This window comes from Psychrobacter sp. K31L (assembly GCF_017942195.1).
Taxonomy (GTDB): domain Bacteria; phylum Pseudomonadota; class Gammaproteobacteria; order Pseudomonadales; family Moraxellaceae; genus Psychrobacter; species Psychrobacter glaciei.
The window spans coordinates 352,554-373,942 of the sequence record NZ_JAGKSC010000002.1 but is presented as its reverse complement, the minus strand read 5'-3'; the positions used below and the strand labels follow the sequence as shown (position 1 = coordinate 373,942).

The following is a 21,389-nucleotide window of genomic DNA, read 5'->3' as shown; positions in this document are numbered from 1 at the left end:
CCAGTTTTTATAAATTTAATCTACAACGGATTGGCTATGTCATTATTTCAACCTTTACCTATTTATACCGTCTCTAGTCGCGAAAAAACTTTAGATTTATCGCAACCACACATTATGGGCATCCTCAACGTCACACCCGATTCATTTTCAGACGGCGGCCAGTTCAATGCTATTGATAGCGCGCTTGCTCATGCCAAAGAGATGATAGAGGCGGGTGCGACCATTATTGATATTGGTGGTGAATCTACCCGTCCAAATGCTGACGCCGTTGCTACCACTGAAGAAATGCAACGAGTTGTGCCGATCGTTAAAGCAATTAGACAGCAACTTGGTAATGCCGTTTGGTTGTCTATCGATACCAGTAATCCTATCGTTATGCAGGCAGCTTTTGAGGCAGGCGCTGATATTTGGAATGATGTGCGCGCCCTCAAACGCGAGGGTGCAGCAGCGTTAGCGGCGGAGCTTGATATACCAGTTATGTTGATGCATATGCGTGGTGAGCCGACGACGATGAATAATCTGGCGCTTTATGACGATGTCATCGCTGACGTTAGTGCGGAGCTAAGCGCTCGTATCGATGAGGTCACGAGCGTTGGTGTTAAGCGTGAGAAAATAATTATCGACCCAGGTTTTGGTTTCGCCAAAAACTACGAACATCATTGCGCGCTATTGTCTCAGCTAGGAGAGTTAAAAAGTCTTGGGTTGCCTATGATGTTTGGTATCTCCCGCAAGCGTTTTTTGGCAGAAGTATTGACCAAGAGTGGCGTCGAAGCGGTGGCTACAACTGAGGCGGTAGAACGAGATACGGTCGGTGTTGCTGCTGGTATATTTGCCCTGCAACAAGGCGCTAGTATTATACGTACCCATAATGTCGCGATGATGCAGCAAGCAGTGGCGTTATGGCATCAATTGTCTGCCTACAATCAACACTAAGAAGTTAGCGTTAGTATGGCTCTAATCACTGCCAGTACCACATTTGAATGTTCAACAGACCCTAATAGTTAGCGCCAATAATTAACATTTAATATTAATCTGAACACCTACTAAAATAATGAGAGTAATGCTATGACCACTACGACCCAGCCAGAGCCAACCAATGAACAGCGGCGTGTCATCTATCAAGCCCGTCGTGGATTAAAGGAGCTGGACTTTTACATTGACCTATATGTGAAAGAGCTTTATTTAACAGCAGACCCCGCTGAGCAGGAAAGCTTTGCCCAGATGCTGACTCATGAAGATCCAGATTTATTAGATTATTTTACCAATCAAAATCGTCCAGATGATGAAAGCATATGGGCACTAGTGAATAAGATTAAAACATGGCGTCATACTAAGGATATCTAGTGGATTTACTTTGAAACAGATACAGTGCGATTGGGATGAATTTTTCGTAGCCTCTGTGATAGCAGTAAGCAAGCAAAATTTATAACAGTCGTACCTAACGAGTAATGTATCGATTTTATTCTGAACTGACCATATTATAGCTGGGTAGCTTATCAGTTAAGCTATCCATGATTTTGAGTTTCCTTTTATGTGGTTAAATTTGTATTGATGACTGAGACAGTCTGATAAATATGACGGTTTTTCCCATATGGCAGTTTTGTATATATGACAATGATTACCTCACCACGGATTGATACTGCTATCAAGACCGCTAGCCATTTGCGTACGTTACTGTATCTTGGTTTGGCGTCAGTCATGCTTGGATTGGCATGGCTTGCTGCATTGGCGCTGTGGCAATATGTATTGATATTAACGATCACGGCAGCCGTCGTTAGCTATCTGGCATTGTCGCGTCCTATTTTATTGCATCTAACGCAGCCACCGCTCGACCAGCGTGTCGATCAACAGTGGCAACTTCTGATACGTACGAGTCAAGGTGATGGGCTATGGCAAGCACAATTGAGGACTGTTCAACATAATTATTGGACGATGAGCTTTGATTTTATTATTACAGAGCCTTATCAGCGTTCCTTGTCGGTGACTGTATTTCGCGATCAAGTGAGCCTTGAGCAATGGCGAGAGCTAAATATTCTGGCGAATGTGAATGCTGCAACAACAACTTGATTGGGCACACGAGGTTTCTCCTGAATGTTCAACAGACCCTAGGTTTGTAATGATTTTAATAGGCCAATATGGTGAATAACAAAACACCTATCTCGATAGTAAGATAGATTTGTTATATTGAAATACGAAAACATATTCAGCTTTTATGCCATCTATTGATTTTATAACAGTCTGGTCAGATGGCATAGCGGCTTAGAAAAACAAATAAAATGAACAAAAAGGAAGAAATTATGAGCTTATTAGGGAATTTAGTCAGTCAAGTAGCACGTAGTGCGATGGCTCCAGATGATGCACAGCGCAATCCTGTCAATCAGCGTACGACATCACGCCGCACTGGCGGGCTGGGTGATATTTTAGGTGGGGTATTGGGTGGTGGCCAAACCGGCGGTTATAACCCACAGCAGTATGATCGTCAGACGGATAATGGATTTGGTCTGGACGACATTATAGGTAGTCTCACCGGCAGTAGTCAACGCGGCGGTATGAGCACTGGTGCGGGTGGCTTGGGCGACATCCTAGGTAGCGTACTGGGTGGTCAAAGTAATAGAAGTGGTAGCGGTGGTAAAGGCATGCTGGTTGCCGCTCTCATGCCCATGGTATTGAGCTGGATTCAGCGTAATGGCGGCTTAGGCGCTGCTCTCTCAAAAATTACAGGTATGGGTCACGACAATCAAGTACGTTCTTGGATGAGTAGCAATGAGGTCAATGACAATTTGGATCCCAATGAAATCAACCAATTATTTGACGAAAATGAGATTCAGCAAGTAGCCGCACAGACTGGTGCTAATGAGACTGAAGTGCGTCAAGGTTTAGCGGAGTTGCTGCCAGAAGTGATGAACCAATTGACGCCAAACGGCAACCTAGACAATGAAGCTGAGGCCAATCAAGAGATTGAGCAAATCATTGGTCAGTTATCGAGTCGACTGGGTACGTTAAAATAACCACACTAAAATAGCTGCTTTTTAACAAACCAGTATTGATAAAAATGCAATAAAAAAGAGTATGTCTAATCACGTACTCTTTTTTTACGACTAATCAATCGTTATGAGTCATTAGTCTAAAAGCGCTCATCTAACGTGTCTAGCGTATAGTTGAGCGCAGCAAAACAGATATCACTCTTGAAACCTCTATATTGCAAAAATCGTAGTTGGCGAGCTTTGTCTTTTTGCTCAGTGGGGATGTCGTCACCATATTTTTTGGTGCGGGCGGCAACCGCTAATTTCAGCCAATCAATCCCTTCGACGAGGTTGTCGGCGCTGTCATCTACAAATTCGCTAAACTCATCTGACTCTGCATTCGCCATATCGATTAGCTCGTCGATATTACCAGGCATGGCCATCTTTTTACGATAAAACTCCTGCTTGATACGTCCACGTCCCCGACCTTTACGAATATTTTCACGAATAAGCATGAGGGTAGTGCGATAGTCACTTTGATAGCCTTTCTGCTCAAACTCTTCAAGTAGTGCATCGATTTTGGCAGGATTCTGCTCCTTATCGAGCAGCTTTTGTTTTAATTCAGCCTTGCCATGTTCACGGCGTGATAAATAATAAAACGCCAACCAACGTAAGCGGCTTTCCGCTTTAATGGCATCAACATCGGCCTGTCGTTGTTCAGGGGTACGTAGATAGGCTTTTAATGCTGATGGCAAGTTATCCATTTGATTAACTGCAGCAGTGTCTTTCTCTGGCTCTGATAAATGCTCATCGGTGGAACCAAATGTGGTGTCGTCGATGATGTTATCTGTATCTGAGTTTTCTTTTATATTGGACTTGCCATCTAGCGAGTTGTCATGAATGTCACGCTTAACTTCCGCTAGCATCTCTTTGATACTTTGCGGTTCAGGTGATTGATAAGTAGGTACGTTATTAGGCTCTGGCTCGAAGTTAGCAGCCGGATGGAAGCGTTTCTTACGCTTTTTAGACTTGGTTTTAGAGGATTTGGATGAATGTTCAGGAGTAAAAAATGAGCTAGTGTCGTTGTCGAAGTGATCAACGGTTTGGGACGTTTCATCGTCCTCAAAAGTTGAGCGCGCGGGACTAGACTTTGGATGTTTTGATTTAACTACAGGCTGTTGTCGCTTAGCAGATTTTTTAGAGAGATACTTTTGAGTGGCTGTTTTTTGTTTAGAGACAGGAGTACTAGCTGAATCGGCTTCCGACTCAGCTAGAATTTCGGCTAATGTTTTAATCTTCATAACTATTAGGGCGTGTCCTCAATTCAATCGATGGTCATCTGAATAGGTCAAAAATGGCTAAACCTTGCCAAATAGCTGACTAATATCTCGATATTATCTGCGCTATTTCTCTCTTTTGACTGCAACTTATCTCATTTTTATTGCCACTTTTAAAATGAGGACAGGCCCTAGTTTGCTAATCAGTAAAAATAGTCAGGTAACGATTACTGTACTGGACTTGCCACTGTTTCTTTATTAGCTTTGGCTACCTCTGGTGCTTTACTATCGTCGGCAACACTACCATCATCGGTAACACCTAGCTTTTCAGCACGGATTTTGGCTTCAATTTCTTCAGCAATGACAGGGTTTTCTTTGAGGAATAACACTGAGTTTGCTTTACCTTGACCGATTTTTTCATCGCCATAGCTATACCAAGAGCCTGCTTTACCGACTGCGCCAATTTCGACACCCAAATCAATCACTTCGGCTAAGTGGTTGGTACCTTCGCCATAAGTGATTTCAAACTCGGCTTGACGGAATGGCGGTGCCATTTTATTTTTAATAACTTTCACACGAGTTTGGTTACCGATGATTTCATCACCATTTTTGACCGCACCGATACGACGAATATCCATACGGACTGAGGCGTAGAATTTCAGCGCATTACCACCGGTCGTGGTTTCAGGGCTACCAAACATCACACCAATTTTCATACGGATTTGGTTAATAAAGACCACCATACAGTTTGAGCGTTTGGCATTACCGGTAATTTTACGTAGCGCTTGGCTCATTAGCCGTGCTTGCAGACCCATGTGTGAGTCACCCATTTCGCCTTCAATTTCTGCACGTGGTGTCAAGGCTGCGACTGAGTCAATGACGATCATGTCGACAGCACCCGAACGTACCAACATGTCGGTAATCTCAAGCGCTTGCTCGCCATTATCAGGCTGCGAGACTAGCAAGTCATCGGTCTGTACCCCAAGTTTACGCGCATAGACAGGATCTAGAGCATGCTCTGCATCGATAAAGGCACATACGCCACCTTGCTTTTGGCATTCTGCAATCGCCTGCAAAGTCATGGTGGTTTTACCTGAGCTTTCTGGGCCGTAGATTTCAACGATACGCCCTTTTGGTAAGCCGCCGATACCAAGGGCAATATCTAGACCAAGCGAGCCTGTGGATACTACGTCGACATCAAGCGCAGCAGAGTTATCGCCTAAATGCATAATGGTATTTTTACCAAATTGCTTTTCAATTTGACCTAGTGCCGCTTTGAGGGCTTTGGCTTTATTGTCGTCCATACTGGATTCCTTATCTTCAATCATTAGTGTAAGACTATAAATTTGGTGCTATAAAGAAAATATTCGTACCATGACGGTTAATGGCTCAATAGTGCTGATAATTATCTACATAGTAACCAGCGTTCAGCTAGATTATATAGGTTGTCATATCGATGAGATAGATAGTAATATTGGATATATCACCTTACTATACAGTAAAATCAAATAATGATAAAAGTAAAATTAAGTTCGTAATTAATGGCTACAGGGGTAACTTCTAGGCTGTATTAAGCTCGTTAATCATGAAGCGCTTCTTTGTGCCACTATTACTTAGGTAAGGCAATTATAACAAAAACCACGGATCATATAGCGGGTTAGATGATGTTAAACGACACTATATGTCGCATGATAAACGACTGAAATTTTATATAGACTATGCTAGAACTTATGTATTATTTCAGACGGGATAATGGGGTAGTTTGTCAATAGATTTATAAGTTGTCCACAACAAATAAATAGCGTTTATTTACCTTATGTGAAACATCGCTAATATTAAAATAATATTTTAAAATATTAAAAATAATTTATTATGATTTAAATTTACATATAAGTTGTTGAATAATATAGGTTTTTAAATTGTACAAAAAATGAACGATTTTACCTAACCCTTTAAGCTACCTAGGAAAATTCTTGTCAAGTAGTGACTTATACACAGGGTTATCCACAGCTTATGGGGAGAACTCGTGCAGCCCTTATAGTGCCAATGTTTGCCTGAATGTATAGTGTCAGCGAATCATTCAATTATATGTTTTGTGCCATCATGCAACTATTTTTTCATCTGGCAATTTCGTCAAAATTGCTATGTTTCACATATTGCTGCTCTGTAAATTTAATAAATAAAATTTTTCAAAGCGTCTCAAACAGAGGGTTTGGCTGATTAAATACTGAATATATCTAGATAAAATGAGGGTGGGTAATACCAGCTGCATAAAAAAGCGGCTAAATGTCTTAGCCGCTTTGTCAAAAATCATTAAGGGTAACGCGATGAGGCTTACTCTTTAATATAGATTAAATCCCAGACACCATGCCCGCGCTCTAAACCGCGGCGCTCAAACTTGGTCATTGGACGAAAGTCAGGGCGGTCAGTAAAGTTGCCTGCACCCGCTTGATTGGTGAGTCCTGAAAAACCGTCTAAAACCTCAACCATCCAAAAGGCATAATGCTCCCAGTCGGTTGCTGTATGGAACCAGCCACCTTGTTTTAAACTGCGCGTGACAATCGCCATACGCTCAGGGCTGACAAAACGACGCTTATAATGGCGCTTTTTTTGCCATGGATCAGGGAAGTAGAGCTGAATACGGTCGATATGATTTTCTGGAAGCTGCTTGAGCAATTGGATGGCGTCGCCGTTAATGATTTTGACGTTACTTAAACCCTTTGTACCTGCCATATAAGCACATTTACCGATACCTGGCTCGTGTACTTCAACACCCACAAAGTTACGCGTCGGCTCGGCAGCTGCCATCTCAATGAATGAGTCACCCAGTCCAAAACCAATCTCTACAGTAAGCGGCGCATCAATACCGTTGGGCGTATCGGCGAATAGTACGCGCAAGTCATCGATACCATCAAGATTGCCGTCACCGAAGCTGTTATTAACCAAGTAGTCAGCAAACTCTGGATCAGTGAGAGCCATCTCGGCGTTCTTATTCATGTGCGTGCGCCGTTTCATAAAAGTATTCACAATACGAATATGTTTATCATTTTGCGAAACGGTCTCGATGGCAGTATTAGGCTCAGCCACTTGATTTATATCATTTGAGTTATCGGGATTAGAGGATTGGTTCATAGGGTTACTAAGACTTTATAAAGTTGCGAATATAAGCGTATTATAGGTTAAATATGAGCAAGTGTGAACGTTCAATTATCAGGCAGTTGCTGATGGCGTAAACCGCTTTCACTCTCCTTTCAAACATTTTCTAAGCTTTCGTACATAATTTTAAACCTGCATCGATGATATCGCCCGTAGAAACTTTGGCGTCAGCAGATGATAAATAGTTGTTATCTGTTTCAGTATCTGTCTCAGTATCGCGCCAGATTGTATCTTTTGCACTGAGTGTTTTCATTGGCGGCTTATCGATGTCTGTATTTGAATCAGCATTGAGAATATAACGCTCTCCACTGAGGGTTATTATAGAAACAATTGATTTGTCATTAATTTTATCACATCTTATTACCACACTCTCGGCGGTAAATGGCCATTGACCTACAAAGGTGCTTTGATCAAAACCTAGCTCATTTTTATAAGGATCAGATATGGCACTGACGTTAACGATGATAAGGGTTATAGCAGTAGCGATTAGAACGGTAATAATCATAATGGTTATGATTATATTGCGCTTGAGTGTAGACATGAGATGCTCACGAATCAAATAAGGACAAGAGCTTAGTCGCTCTATGATTGGCTTTTGCATCAGTTTATACTAAAGATATTCTATAAATATGAAATATTAATGAAGAATATAAAGAGTGTATTTAATCTAATTATTCGCTGAAAAAAGTATCTTACAGTGATTATTGATACGCTTTTTATCGAGAGCCTACTGCTATGTTATTTATCGAGACGGATTCACCGCCACCGTTTTACCAAGAACAGCTGACTGCTGCCAAGCGTGAGCAGTTGGATAAATGGTTTATCGGTCATCGTACCCAACGCTATTATCTCAAGCGCTTCGCGGAGTTTGATAAGCAAGGCTATTTGTCGCCAAAATGGCACTGGGCCGCGTTTTTTATTACTTTTCCTTGGCTGCTATATCGCAAGCGCTATATGGATGCGATCGTCTATAGCGTGGCAGGTTGGTCCTTTATTCAGCTTAATATTGCGATTGTGTTGGTTGTCTTTGAATTTGTGGCGATGTCTTATATTCCTGATGCGTATCAAATGGCAACGCGGCTAGGTATTGCAGCGATGATTTGGTTATATTGGGCGTGTATGGTGGCGCGTTGGACAGACGCTTATTATTACCGTATGGCACGGCGCGAAATCGCTGATGCGATTGATGACCATCCACGAGATGACACCGAGCAGCAGGCACATCTGCGCCGAGAGGGTGGGGTGAGCTTATTTGGTTTGGGATTGGGTTTTGGGCTTTTTGCTTTCGCCTTACTGGTGATTAAGGTGCAGTTTTTACCTATTATCGCAAAGCCAAAAGCCAATGAAATATTATTCAATGCTTATGACATCACCAAAACGACGCAGAATCGTGTGGCTGTCATTTACCAACAGACTGGGCAGTGTCCCATTGATTTGCCATTTAACATAGACGACCCGCAAGTGCTGGTGCGTATTGACACTCAACTGCCGGGCGTTCCTAAAACAGATTGTGCTGTCATAGGAACGATTCATGATGTTAAATTCCCACTGCGTTATCTCAATGAGCAAACAGTGGCTTTCTATCATGTGGAAGATGGCGATAGTTGGCAATGCACCAGCTCGCTAAACGAAAAACTGGCGCCGCCAAACTGCTCAACGGATTAAAAAAGGTAGTTAGGCTTTAGGATCAGGAACGATATCGTCTTTTTCATCAACGGGCGTCGCTTGGTTTTTTAGGGCGTCAGAAAACTCACTCAAATCCATCTTACGCGCCTTGCCAATATCCTCATCAAACAAGCTTTCAAGCTCTGCCATTGATGATTGTACTGATTCAATCAGGCTAGCTTCATCATCATAGATGGCTTGCTGACGTTCAATCAAGTCGTCATCATAATCACGGAAAGTCTGTACAGTTTCGCGTGCTTTTTCTGGAGAGATGCCGAGCAGCTGCAAGGACTCACGCGACATATCTAACGACGATAAATAAGTCTCACGCCAAATATGACGCACCCCAACTTCACGTAGGCGATAATAATGCTGACGATCACGCGCTCGTGCCAAGACGATTAAATCAGGGTAGTTTTTACGCAAATATTGAGCGGTGGTAATAGAGCGCTCTAAATCGTCAATGGCAAGAATAAACACACGTGCTTTTTTGATACCAGCGGCACGTAATATTTCAGGGTTTTTTGGATCACCATAATAGACTTGGTTACCAAAGCGACGGACAAAATCCACCCGATTGGCAGAGCGTTCGATGGCTGTGAATTCGATATTATGCATGCGTAATACACGACCGATAATCTGACCGACACGGCCAAAGCCCGCGATAATGACCTGATGCTCATGATCGGGAATGGTGTCGTACTCACGGCTGGGTTTGCTTTTGGCAAATAATGGCTCTCCTATTTTTTCTAATAGTAAGAATGCCAATGGTGTCAGCGCCATAGAGATGGTCACAATGAGATTTAGGGTGTTTGCTAGCTCAGGTCGCAGGACGTTTTGGGCGGTGGCCACACTGAACAAGACAAACGCAAATTCACCCCCTTGAGCGAGAGTCACCCCCAATCTGATACTGGTTGGCCATCGATTGCCAGATATTTTTGCGATAGCGGTGACCACACCGAATTTGATAAACATCAATGCCATCGCACAGCCGATAATAAAGATGGGCTTGGCCAAAATGAGTTTGACATCAGTCAACATACCGACTGACATAAAGAATAGCCCCAACAGCAATCCTTTAAAGGGTTCGATACTGGCTTCTAACTCGTGACGGTACTCCGAATCTGCCAGCAATACGCCAGTCAAAAATGCGCCAAGCGCCATCGATAAACCAATTTGACCCATCAAGATAGAGACACCCATGACGATAAATAGTGCGACCGCAGTCAGTAATTCTGTCGCACCACTAGAGGCGACAAATTTAAAGAAAGGTCGAACCACATAGCGGCTGGCAAAAATCAGTCCAGCGAAAACGGCGAAAACCTTGCCAAAATAGATTAAGTCATAGCTCTGCTCGCGCACCCCTGACAAAAACGGAATGACCGCTAATAAAGGAATCACGGCAATATCTTGGAATAATAAGATGGTAAACGCTTCGCGACCATGGGTACTAGACAGCTGCTGTTTTTCAGTCAGTATTTGTAGCACAAAAGCGGTGGAAGAGAGCGCCAAGCCGAAGCCGACGATAAAAGCAGTATCGAGTTGTAAGGAGAAAAATTGATATAGAATACCCATCAATAAGGTACCGGACAGACCGACTTGCAAGCCGCCAAGGACGAATATTGAGCGGCGCAGCGCCCAAAGCCGTGAAGGCTGGAGCTCAAGACCAATGATGAAGAGCAGCATCACCACGCCAAATTCAGAAAAATGTAATAAGCTCTCAGCATCGCCCGCTACATCTAGCGCACTAGGCCCTAATATCAGTCCGGTGATCAAATAACCAAGGACGGTCGCAATACCAAAGCGTTTGCCAAGGGGTACAAAGAGCAGCGCGGCTCCCAAGAAAATTGTAGCTTGTAACATTAAATTTGGTGAGCCGGCGGCGGCAGCGAACATCTGGAATCCTCAAAATTGGCAATAAAATAAGCAATGTAAAACAGTCAATATAAAACAAGAAGGACAATAATAAATAACGCGAGCATACGTTATTTTTTGCGATAAATCTTCCACACGCCATTATCGGCAAGCGGATTGTTATAAGCATCATTACGACGCTTACGCGGTGTCTGCCGACTGTCTATCATTTTAAAATTGGGCAAAGCGTGGACAATGAGTCCAGTACGATAAAAGCGTACGCGCTCAGGCTCTAACATCTCACCTTTATTATCGCGACAAAAGACGTACGCACGCAAATCAATAAATTCACGATGAGCGACCAAACGAGCCTCATCGTCGTTATCAAATACGGCTGCCATACGCGCAATCTCATCAGCGCTGTAATCCCCGCATTTATCCGTAAGTGCACCGACTGAGCCAAAACTTTTAGATTCTTTAGCGTGAGTTTTGGTTAGATGCAGTCGTTGCACATGATAAATAAACTGCGGTATTTCGAGGCTGGCTGGTAGCGGCAGATAATCGGGTGGTAGATTGGCCGCAGGATAAAAGGCCATCGCGCGTTCGAGCAGAGTCTGCCAACGCTGTTGATAGGCTTTGACTTCGGCTAAATTGCCTTCATAGATAGGCATGTCGCGAACTTGTCGCAAAATATCAGGTGGAAATTGCGCATCACGAAAGCTGGCGATGTCTTCTTGCAGGGTTGATAGCAAAACCTTGGCGTGTTTTTTGCCATCTTTTGAGGTAGGGTCGTCGATATAGTCTGGGGCGACAAAAGGTGCTGAGCGTCTAGACATAGTGGGATATCATCAATGAATAAATTAAAAAGATACTAATAAGTATGTTTGCCAATGTTCAATAGGGTTTGAATTGATCATTTATCATTAATTGATAGTTATTATAACCATATAAACTTACTGGCACTTTATTTTTTTAAAGTGATTGAGCAAATTTTAATGAGAGTTGCCAATATAGCAGCCATATGAAGAGCTGGCTTAGTATTAAATTAGCATCGCTTAATCTTAATCTTAATATTAATACAGCATACAGATTTTGCTGAGTAGCGTTATTGACGGACTCTAATATAGCTGCTCAATGATTGTGACCAATATGACTCCCATTATCAACGGCTCGCTCGGAGATGTCACAGACTAACGCATCGCTATGGGTAGCTGTTTGCGGATGCGATGAGCTTTCGACCTGAATAGTCGCATGATGAATGCCAAGTGTTAACAAGCTTTTTTCCAGATCCTCAATCAGCAGACTCGATTCGTGAATACTCATTTCTCCATCGACGACAACGTGACAAGACAGTGCATTTAAGCCGCTGGTGATACTCCAAACGTGCAGGTCGTGTACCTTGTGTACTTGAGGATGGGCGATCAGTTTTTGCTCCACATTGACTAGCGATATACCTGCTGGTGTGCCTTCCATCAATATATGGACTGAATCGCGTACGACGCGGTAACCACTGATTAAAATCAGGATGGCAACGATGACTGACGCCGCTGCATCTGCCCACAACCAACCAAAACCTATCATTAGTAACGCGGCAATAATAGCCGCAACCGAACCCATCAAGTCGCTCAAGACATGCAAATAAGCACTTTGCATATTCAGATTCACTGGTGCTTTGCTATCAGATGCTTTGTCTGTACTGGCGCCGTGGCTATGCTGATTTTCAGCGTGGCTACCTCGGTGCATCAACCAAGCGACTAAAATATTAATCAGCATGCCGATGGTCGCAATGATCAGCATCCCTTGGGTAGCAATGTCAGGCGGTGAATTAAATCGTTTAATCGCTTCATAAAAAATCATCAGCGCGATAATAACCAAGGTAGCGCCATTTACTCCCGCCACCAAAATTTCAAAGCGCTTATAACCAAAGGTCTTTTGATGGGTCGCTGCTTTTTCACCAATTTTGAATGCCATTAACGTCGCGCCAAGGGCCACCGCATCGCTGAGCATGTGACCGGCATCGGATAATAGTGCCAAACTACCGGTGAGCCAGCCACCGATCGCTTCGATAAACATGTAGCCAGTGATTATAATAAAGCTAAACAGTAAAGTGCGCTGATAGCCTTTGGTATCGCGCGGTGCCGTGGTCTGTTCTAAGTGTTCATCGTGGTCGTGAGTGTCTTGCTTGTCATGAGTGTAATTGCTCTCATTATCTTGAAGCAGAGGTTCAGGCATATCAGCATCGCTCTGATGAGAATGGTTACTTCGTTCAGGGTTTGAATTATTTTGACTCATAACAACACTCAGGATGATAGAAGGTAAAATGGATGGTTTATAAAGCTGGGTTTGCTGTGCATAAACCAGACAGATATACAGAATTTAGCACATTTAATAAATGCTTGCTGTATCTAGGCGGTAAACGATGAGTGACTGATTTTGAATAGCGTTCTTTAGCAATGGCGAGCTATAGTGTGATGATTGTAGTTAAAGGATCACGATTAGGAATTGGGCATCACCAACCGACAGGATCGACATCCAAAGTAAGCTTCAGATATTTGGCGCTTGGCAAGGCGAGTACCGGTTGCCACCATTGATTTAATACTTGATGTAACTGTCGTCGATCTTTGGCTAGCAGTAGCAATTGTGCATGGTAGCGGCTGTTCTTCTTGCTCATCGGTGCGTCGATAGGACCAAGCACAGCAAGATTATGGCCATTAGGTAGACTGGCAATCGCATCTTTCAATGCTTGCGTCGTAGCGGCAAGCGTTTTGCCTTCGCAGCGTATCAGGGCAGCATGGCTATGCGGCGGTAACCCCATCATTTTACGCTCTTGCAATAGCTCGCGAGCAAAGGACAGATAACCATCTTTTACTAGCTTTAATAACAGCTCATTATCTGGCTGCAAGGTTTGAATCAATACACGACCAGACTTATCACCGCGTCCAGCACGACCAGCCACCTGAATCATTAATTGCGCGGTATGTTCTGGCGAGCGAAAGTCAGCGGATAAAAAGCCACGATCAGCATTGGGCAAGCAGACCAAGGTAACATTGGGAAAGTGATGACCTTTGGCTACCATTTGCGTGCCGACTAAGATAGCAGGCTTGCCTTCATTAATACGCCGATAGATATTCTCCCAGCTGTCTTTCCGTCTGGTCGTATCGCGATCGATTTGGATAATGGGATACAACTCTTTACTGGTTTGCGGATTGGCAAAAATCGCATGCAGGTTTTCGCTGAGTCTTGTGGTACCCATCCCTTTGGCATCTAGGTTTTGACTGCCACAATCAGGGCAAACGGTGGGAATATAGGCTTGCCAATCGCAATGATGGCATTTTAAGTACGAGCTGCTTGAATAGGAATTGGGTTGCGATTGACTATTATAATGAACGGTTAAATGCGCGTCACAGCGTGGACAATCTGCCTGCCAACCACAAGCTTCGCATAACAAAACTGGCGCATAGCCGCGACGATTTAAAAATATCAATACTTGATCGCCCGCTTCGAGCGTTTGCCGTATCGCACCAATTAACGCATCGGTCAGCCCCGTATCATAGCGTGCACCATCATCTTGAGTCTGTTGATGGGTACTTTGCAGGCGCGCATCAATTAGTTGCATGGTTGCAGGCTTTGCGTTGCCAGGGCGAGTCTGTAGTTGGCATTCTACTAATTTGCCGTCATCGACCAGTTTTAAATGCTCAAGAGACGGGGTCGCGGTACCAAGTACGACAGGAATGTTGCATTGCAGGCCGCGATAAAGCGCGACGTCAGCGGCATGATAACGTAGAGTATCTTGTTGTTTATAAGAACCATCATGTGCTTCGTCGACGACGATAAGTCCTAAATCAGCAAAGGGATATAGCACTGCTGAGCGCGTCCCGATAATGATTTGAGCATGACCCGTGCGGCAATCTTGCCAGCCTTGTAGACGATGGGTGTTGGTCATGCCGGAGTGTAGCAAGACAATATGGGCAGCAAAACGACTGGCAAAGCGCGCGCGCGTCTGCGGGGTCAAACCAATCTCCGGTACTAAAATCAAAACCTGCTTGCCCGCTTCTAATACGGCTTGCATCGCTTGCAGATAAACTTCGGTCTTGCCACTACCAGTAATGCCGTTCAGTAAAAACCCCGTGTAGCGCTCAGCTTCGTGCGCCGCAACAATAGCCGCAACGGCAAGCGCTTGCTCATCATTGAGATCGAGTGGCATTTTTGCGAGTTTGACAGGAGCAGGTGCTTGTTTTGGCTCAATATAGCGCTCGATAAGGCCTTTATCTTCCAGCGTTTTTAAAAAACTGCGCTGCATACCTTCTAACAGCAGCACATCTTCGCTCGCACCGCGCTCTCCGTGTAATTTTAACATATCAAATTGTTGCTTCTGCTTTTTGGCATTGGCACGAAAATCGCCATCAGCGATATGCGGCAAAATTCGCCAGTGCGTAATCAGCAAGTCTAGCGGCTTGCCTTGACGAACGAGGCTGGGCAAGATGACGGCTAACACATCACCAAGCGGATAGTGGTAATAGCTTGCCAGCCAATAAGCCAGCTTTAGCATGCTGGTATCCAAAATCGGCTCAACATCTAAGCACTTATTAATAGGTTTGAGTTTTTTCATCGGTACGCTGCTATCCGCTTCAGCGATATGAGCGACCACGATACCGATTAAGGTTTGACGACCAAAGGACACCTCGACGCGGCTACCAATTGGTGGTATCCATGGTGAGTTATTATCTGGCAAAGCATTCATATCTGCCGGTAAGCTATAGTCAAACACCCGGTAAAGGGGCACGGGTAGAGCAACTTGTACCAACATAAAATACATCTCTATTGTTTGGGTATTTAAATAATGAGAATAATAGTAAGCCCAAATAGTGATATTTGGGCTTACGCTAACAACCGTTATTTTTACTCAATTACTTAAGAATTGAGTGTGATGAGGCTCAAGATTATTCAATATATAGAATAGACTCAATTTCGACCACACCGCCTTTTGGTAGAGCAGCGACTTGTACGGCTGCGCGGGCAGGGTATGGCTCAGATAGATTGGCCACGAAAACTTCGTTTAAAACGGCAAAATCACTTAAGTCTGTCAAAGATACATTGAATTTAACCACGTCATTTAGACTGCCGCCAGCTGCTTCACAGATAGCTTTGATGTTTTCGAACACTTGCTCAGCCTGTGCTTTAAAACCTTCTCTCAACTCCATGGTTTCAGGGTCGAAACCTAACTGTCCTGAAATATAAACGGTGTTACCGACTTTGACGGCTTGTGAGTAAGTGCCAACAGCGGCAGGGGCTTTATCAGTTTGAATGGTTTGACGAGTCATATTATATCCTTAAGGTGTTTTTTTCGTTTGATTGATTGGCTTTACTGACTAAAAACGAAGTAGCAAAGTTTATCATTGTTTTGGGTTGTTCTGAAAATTCGAGATTAAAAGTAAGGGTATTTAACACTTCTATCTACAGCTGATAGAGTCGCATGATATTGGGAAAGCCCAGCAGCGAGCGCAGTTCGCGAATGCCTTGTGCTAAATGATTGCGACTACGGACCACAATATGAATGATAGTGTCAGTATGGCGCACATCGACCGTTTCGACACCCATATTTAACTGGCGCAGATGATAGATAACCTCACTAATTTGTTCGTCGCTGAGGGCAAGAGACAGCTTCAAATAAGCCGAAAAACGGACTTTGCTAGCGTGCTCGCCGGATTCATTTTGTTTGATGGCCTTGTCATTGCGCCAGCGCAGCTGTATCACTTGATAAGGGTTGTCCTTACGAATATCATCGAGCGAGAAGCATTTATGGCGATGTACCACCAAGCCGTGACGGGATAAATGACCAACGATAGGGTCGCCGTAGATCGGATGGCAGCAATTGGCAAAATCAAGCTCTACCCCTGAGGCATTGACAATCAATTGTTGCGGTTGGGCATCATCATCATTTTGTTCTTTAGCCTGCAAGTCGCTGACTTCGTCGCTAAATAAGCGAGTGACCACCAGTTGTGGCAGTAGCGTGCCCGAGCTAATCTGTTCAAATAGCGCATTTTTTTCTGTTAGACCACGCCATTCTGTCAAGTTTTTCCAATCGCTGTCCGTTAAATCATCGAGGCTTTTTTGATAGGTCTTTAGCGCGCGATCCAAGGCTTGTTGACCATGATGCTGTTTATCAGCAGCAGATAAATCCTTAAACCAGCGTAAAATCTCTTCACGGGCTTTATTGGTCACGACAAACCCGAGCCATTCTGCCTTTGGCTCTGAGTGGCTATTTACTTCAATTTCGACCAATTGCCCGTTTTTGACCACCGTGCCCAGCTTGGCTTTGTTGCCATCGATATTGGCACCGACGGCCACATTACCAACCATAGGTCCAACAGCATAAGCAAAATCAAGCGCTGTGGCTCCTTGTGATAGCTCATAAGCGCGACCTTTGGGACTATAACAAATAATTTTGCTTGAATGTAGGTAATCCATCAGCTCGCTAATCGTCGAGACGGCAGCAGTAAAGTCAGGGCTGTTTTGATTTAAGCTGTCTTCATCGACCAAGTCTTTCATATTGCGTAGTGACGCCTGAATGACTGATTGACTGACATCGGAAGCGTGTTCTGCCCCGATAACGCCAAGCCTTGCCGCATTTTGCATTTGCTTGGTCAAAATAGTGACTTTTACAAAATCATTATCCCGCTCATAAATAAGGGTCAGGGATTGATTGCCACCCGGTAGTGGGCGACGAATATTGTCAGCGATATGGGTATCATCGATTTGATATTTTTTGATAAGGTAATAAGCCAGTTTGTCGCAAGCTTCAATATTGTCGAGCACAATCTCAAAAGCATAGTGACGAAGTAGCGCATTAATCTCACCGCGATTGCGGAAAAACTGTCGATATATCACCACGCGATTGTCTAATACTTTGACGAGGCCATTGAGCCCTAAATTGTTTAAGACAATAGTCAGATAGCTATGAATAGCCTCTCTTTGAAAATTACGTCCCAGCCCGTGTTGCAGCAGCTTATCTGAAATCTTGTTATACATACCAGAATCAAGATTGCGATAACACAGCACCTCAATATAATCAGCGATGTCATTGAGACCCATCAGACGGGCAAATGGCACATAAAAATCTAACGTCTCTTGCGCCGTCGTGCGCTGTTTTTCAGGACGTACTGCATCTAGCGTCGACATATTGTGTAAGCGGTCGGCAAGCTTAATGATTAACACCCTTGGATCAGCAAGGGTAGCCGTCAGGATTTTATGAAAAGTCGCCGCTTTATTTTGTTGCTTATTATGGGTTGAAGATTTTAATTTGGTGACGCCATCAACCAGTCTAGCAACCACTTTGCCGTAACGTTGCTCGATTTGCTCATCGCTAACGTCGGTATCTTCGACGGTATCATGTAAAATCGCTGCAATAATGGTATCTCGATCTAAACGAAAACCTGCCAATATTTCAGCGACTGCAATCGGATGAGTGATATAAGGCTCCCCTGATTTACGCTTGTCTTTAATATGCGCAATATCACCGAACTCACAAGCATCAACAATATCACGGCGTTCAGCAGCAGTCAGATAGCCAACTGAACGGAGCAAATTATATTGAGCATCATCGACTAGATGATGACTGAGTTTGGGAAGGGTTTGACTCATAAAGTGACGATCCTATTTTCCATTACCTATAATTGATTAAGCCCTGTTAAGGTAAATGGTGACTGAATGAATACTAATCTATCGTTAAAGCAAGATAATATCGATGTATGGATATATGGATAAAAAAGCAACCGGATGCAAGCTGTACCAGCGTATCGTTTACAGGGTCGATGCTGTCACGCTTTTAAATTGCAGCGACCATATTATAAAAGAAAACGATTATTGTAAAAAAGAGCAATAATTATAATAGAGAGCAGTAGAAAGGCGAGACCACTCTCTAATTAATCGTAAATCGTATTCAATGTCAACTGCTAAGCGCTGGTGCCAGAAAAAAACTTATAAATTTATACCCAGTGGTATGATTTTGGGCGCAAATGGCTTTCATGATAGCCAAAAGCATACAGTTGTAAACGAAAAACCACAGCATAAGCTGTGGTTTTTATCATCAATATGCATTTGCATGTCAAACAGCTTTTACTAGAAGCTATGATCGCCTGACAGTGCTAAATCCATTGAGCTAGTAGCAAAATTATGCTCTGGCTGATTTAGAATATCGCGAGTGATTTTGCCCGCGGCAATTTCACGTAGAGCCAATACCGTAGGCTTGTCGTTATCGACTTCAACCAACGGTTCAGCGATACCTTTGGCCAGCTGACGGGCGCGCTTACTTGCGACCAAAACCAGCTCAAAGCGATTATCAACATTATCCAAACAATCTTCAATCGTCACTCGTGCCATAAATAGCTACCTCGGTTGTTTTTATTAGTCACAGACATGGTCCGTCACTCAAATAAAAATAATATCAAAAATATAAAGGGGAATAGCTAGACATTGTAGCATTTTTTGCCTAGGTAGGTGGTTGCTTTTTATGTCTGCTTGCCAAATTAAACCCTACTGACAGGCAGTAATAACCTTACTCTTGTACTTTATTGCTTAGCAAGTTGCTAATCGTACGATGATAACGCTGCTGTTGGCGTTTTAGCGTCTGTCTATCAGCGACGATAATGGCTTTTAGCTCAGTCAAAGCGACTTCGAAATTGTCATTGATTATCACAAAATCAAAATTCACGTATTGCGCCATCTCAGTCACTGCGCCTGCTAAGCGCTGCTCTATGACTTCTATCGTGTCTTGCGCGCGAGTTGACAAGCGCTGGCGTAACGTGGCAATGCTTGGTGGTAGAATAAAAACCATCGTCGCGTCAGTAAATATTTTTTTGACTTGTAGCGCTCCTTGCCAATCAATCTCCAAAATCACATCGACACCGGCCTCTAATTGCGCACGTACGCTTTGTTCTGAGGTGCCATAATAATTACCAAACACTTCGGCGTGCTCCAAAAATTTATTGTCGCCGATGGCAGTCACAAATTTATCGACATCGGTAAAATGATAATGATGACCATCAATTTCACCCGGACGCGGGACGCGAGTCGTATGGGAGACACTGACGGTCAAGTCATTGGTGGTGGCAAGTAGCTGCTTCACCAGTGAGGTCTTGCCCGTACCAGAGGCGGCAGTAATAATAAATAATGAACCTGTCATACAAAGTGTCCTAATGGGGTGTGCCCTAATAAAGTGTGTGCTAATAAAAGGCGAAAAGATATGGTAGTGAACCGCCAAAGCATCAAAGGCTGGTAAAAATATAAAATGTCATCATGTAGGGTTAGAGAAACCATAACCACTGCCTAATTATAAACTGCTTTTGACACTTTTGTTTTTTTAAAGACCGACTGCATCTATAGCGACTGGAACGGTGGTATTTTAAAAGGCAATAAAAGCAAATTATGCTAAAGTAGCGTATTGAATGCATCCCAACTTTTGACGTTAAGCTTTTGACGTTAAGCGATAAATACAAATTATCTAATGATAGGCCATCTTATGCAAATTTATCTTGCCAATCCACGTGGGTTTTGCGCTGGTGTCGATCGCGCGATTGCGATAGTCAACGAAGCATTGACCCGCTTTGAGCCCCCTATTTATGTCCGTCATGAGGTCGTCCATAATAAATTTGTGGTCTCGGATTTGGCCAATCGTGGCGCGGTATTTGTCGAAGAGCTTCACGAAGTACCCGATGGCGCAATCGTTATTTTCTCTGCGCATGGGGTCTCAAAAGCGGTCGAAGATGAGGCAACTCGTCGTGATCTAACCGTCTTTGATGCCACTTGTCCGCTAGTTACTAAGGTACATATCGAAGTCGCTAAATTTGCGCAAGATGGTATGGATGCGGTATTGATTGGTCATGCTGGACATCCTGAAGTTGAGGGCACAATGGGGCGATTTAACCGTCGTCATGGTGGAGAGATTCATCTGGTCGAAAATGAAACCGATGTCGAAAAGCTGACTGTGCAGGATGGTGAGCGTTTGGCATTTGTTACTCAGACGACCTTGTCGATGGACGATACGGCACGCGTCATCGATGCACTGCGCGATAAATTCCCTAGTATCGAAGGACCGCGTAAAGATGACATCTGTTACGCCACCCAAAACCGCCAAGATGCGGTCAAAGATTTGGCCAGTCGCTGCGAGATAGTATTGGTGGTAGGCTCACCAAACTCATCAAACTCAAATCGTTTGCGTGAATTGGCAGAGCGGATGAATTGCCGTGCTTACTTGATAGACAACGCCAGCGAAATGGACAGTAGCTGGTTTGATGGCGTAGAGAATGTGGGTGTCACCGCGGGGGCTTCAGCGCCAGAAGTATTGATTCAAGAGGTGCTACAGCAGTTGCAAGATTGGGGCGGTGACTTGCCAAGTGAGCTGTCAGGTATCGAAGAGAATGTCATATTTAGTCTGCCCAAAGCCTTACGTATTCCGGTCACGCAAGTAGGTAAGTAA

Annotated in this window: 18 protein-coding genes; 6 read left to right on the top strand and 12 right to left on the bottom strand. The window is 43.8% G+C overall.

Annotation, left to right across the window (positions count from 1 at the left end):
* Positions 1-36 precede the first annotated feature (36 nt).
* The 4 genes from folP to J5X94_RS04700 all read left to right on the top strand — a co-directional run bounded on the left by folP (position 37) and on the right by J5X94_RS04700 (position 3,008).
* Entirely contained in the window at positions 37-933 is an 897-nt protein-coding gene (folP, locus tag J5X94_RS04715) for a dihydropteroate synthase (protein WP_210540419.1), read from the top strand.
* A gap of 132 nt (positions 934-1,065) precedes the next feature.
* Positions 1,066-1,344 (top strand): succinate dehydrogenase assembly factor 2, encoded by a 279-nt coding sequence (locus tag J5X94_RS04710; RefSeq protein ID WP_010201454.1) that lies wholly within the window; start codon positions 1,066-1,068, stop codon positions 1,342-1,344.
* Between the two features lie 264 nt (positions 1,345-1,608).
* Positions 1,609-2,067 carry a hypothetical protein gene (locus J5X94_RS04705; protein ID WP_210540417.1) on the top strand — a complete coding sequence of 153 codons (459 nt, stop codon included), beginning with the start codon at positions 1,609-1,611 and terminating at the stop codon, positions 2,065-2,067.
* A 230-nt stretch (positions 2,068-2,297) separates the two neighbouring features.
* Complete coding sequence (locus tag J5X94_RS04700) at positions 2,298-3,008, top strand: YidB family protein (protein WP_210540415.1); 711 nt, start codon at positions 2,298-2,300, stop codon at positions 3,006-3,008.
* A gap of 116 nt (positions 3,009-3,124) precedes the next feature.
* Here J5X94_RS04700 and J5X94_RS04695 read toward each other — a convergent pair whose 3' ends face one another.
* The 4 genes from J5X94_RS04695 to J5X94_RS04680 form a co-directional block, all read right to left on the bottom strand.
* A complete protein-coding gene (locus tag J5X94_RS04695; protein WP_210540413.1) occupies positions 3,125-4,264 on the bottom strand; it encodes a regulatory protein RecX in 1,140 nt (379 codons plus the stop codon).
* A 203-nt stretch (positions 4,265-4,467) separates the two neighbouring features.
* Positions 4,468-5,544 (bottom strand): recombinase RecA, encoded by a 1,077-nt coding sequence (gene recA, locus J5X94_RS04690; RefSeq protein WP_189585426.1) that lies wholly within the window; start codon positions 5,542-5,544, stop codon positions 4,468-4,470.
* A gap of 1,030 nt (positions 5,545-6,574) precedes the next feature.
* The gene (trmB, locus tag J5X94_RS04685) at positions 6,575-7,372 is read right to left on the bottom strand and encodes a tRNA (guanosine(46)-N7)-methyltransferase TrmB (protein ID WP_010201446.1); all 798 of its coding nucleotides are present in this window, start codon (positions 7,370-7,372) and stop codon (positions 6,575-6,577) included.
* Positions 7,373-7,502: 130 nt separating this feature from the next.
* Positions 7,503-7,937: a hypothetical protein gene (locus tag J5X94_RS04680; protein WP_210540411.1), complete on the bottom strand. Its 435-nt coding sequence runs from the start codon at positions 7,935-7,937 to the stop codon at positions 7,503-7,505.
* Positions 7,938-8,131: 194 nt separating this feature from the next.
* On the opposite strand from J5X94_RS04680, the gene J5X94_RS04675 reads away from it, so the two are divergent.
* Positions 8,132-9,061: a DUF2628 domain-containing protein gene (locus J5X94_RS04675; protein ID WP_210540409.1), complete on the top strand. Its 930-nt coding sequence runs from the start codon at positions 8,132-8,134 to the stop codon at positions 9,059-9,061.
* A 9-nt stretch (positions 9,062-9,070) separates the two neighbouring features.
* Here J5X94_RS04675 and J5X94_RS04670 read toward each other — a convergent pair whose 3' ends face one another.
* The 8 genes from J5X94_RS04670 to gmk form a co-directional block, all read right to left on the bottom strand.
* Entirely contained in the window at positions 9,071-10,957 is a 1,887-nt protein-coding gene (locus J5X94_RS04670) for a monovalent cation:proton antiporter-2 (CPA2) family protein (protein WP_010201442.1), read from the bottom strand.
* Positions 10,958-11,046: 89 nt separating this feature from the next.
* Positions 11,047-11,751, bottom strand: a complete 705-nt coding sequence (locus J5X94_RS04665) for a hypothetical protein (RefSeq protein WP_189585413.1) — start codon at positions 11,749-11,751, stop codon at positions 11,047-11,049.
* A gap of 295 nt (positions 11,752-12,046) precedes the next feature.
* A complete protein-coding gene (locus tag J5X94_RS04660; protein WP_416346165.1) occupies positions 12,047-13,147 on the bottom strand; it encodes a cation diffusion facilitator family transporter in 1,101 nt (366 codons plus the stop codon).
* A 277-nt stretch (positions 13,148-13,424) separates the two neighbouring features.
* Positions 13,425-15,722, bottom strand: coding sequence for a primosomal protein N' (locus tag J5X94_RS04655; RefSeq protein ID WP_210540406.1), 2,298 nt, complete (start codon positions 15,720-15,722; stop codon positions 13,425-13,427).
* A gap of 133 nt (positions 15,723-15,855) precedes the next feature.
* Complete coding sequence (locus J5X94_RS04650; protein WP_010201437.1) at positions 15,856-16,236, bottom strand: RidA family protein; 381 nt, start codon at positions 16,234-16,236, stop codon at positions 15,856-15,858.
* A 133-nt stretch (positions 16,237-16,369) separates the two neighbouring features.
* Positions 16,370-18,556: a RelA/SpoT family protein gene (locus tag J5X94_RS04645; protein WP_010201436.1), complete on the bottom strand. Its 2,187-nt coding sequence runs from the start codon at positions 18,554-18,556 to the stop codon at positions 16,370-16,372.
* A 477-nt stretch (positions 18,557-19,033) separates the two neighbouring features.
* Positions 19,034-19,294, bottom strand: a complete 261-nt coding sequence (gene rpoZ, locus J5X94_RS04640) for a DNA-directed RNA polymerase subunit omega (protein WP_010201435.1) — start codon at positions 19,292-19,294, stop codon at positions 19,034-19,036.
* 175 nt (positions 19,295-19,469) lie between these two features.
* Complete coding sequence (gene gmk / locus J5X94_RS04635) at positions 19,470-20,096, bottom strand: guanylate kinase (protein ID WP_189585402.1); 627 nt, start codon at positions 20,094-20,096, stop codon at positions 19,470-19,472.
* A gap of 336 nt (positions 20,097-20,432) precedes the next feature.
* On the opposite strand from gmk, the gene ispH reads away from it, so the two are divergent.
* Entirely contained in the window at positions 20,433-21,389 is a 957-nt protein-coding gene (gene ispH / locus J5X94_RS04630) for a 4-hydroxy-3-methylbut-2-enyl diphosphate reductase (RefSeq protein WP_210540404.1), read from the top strand.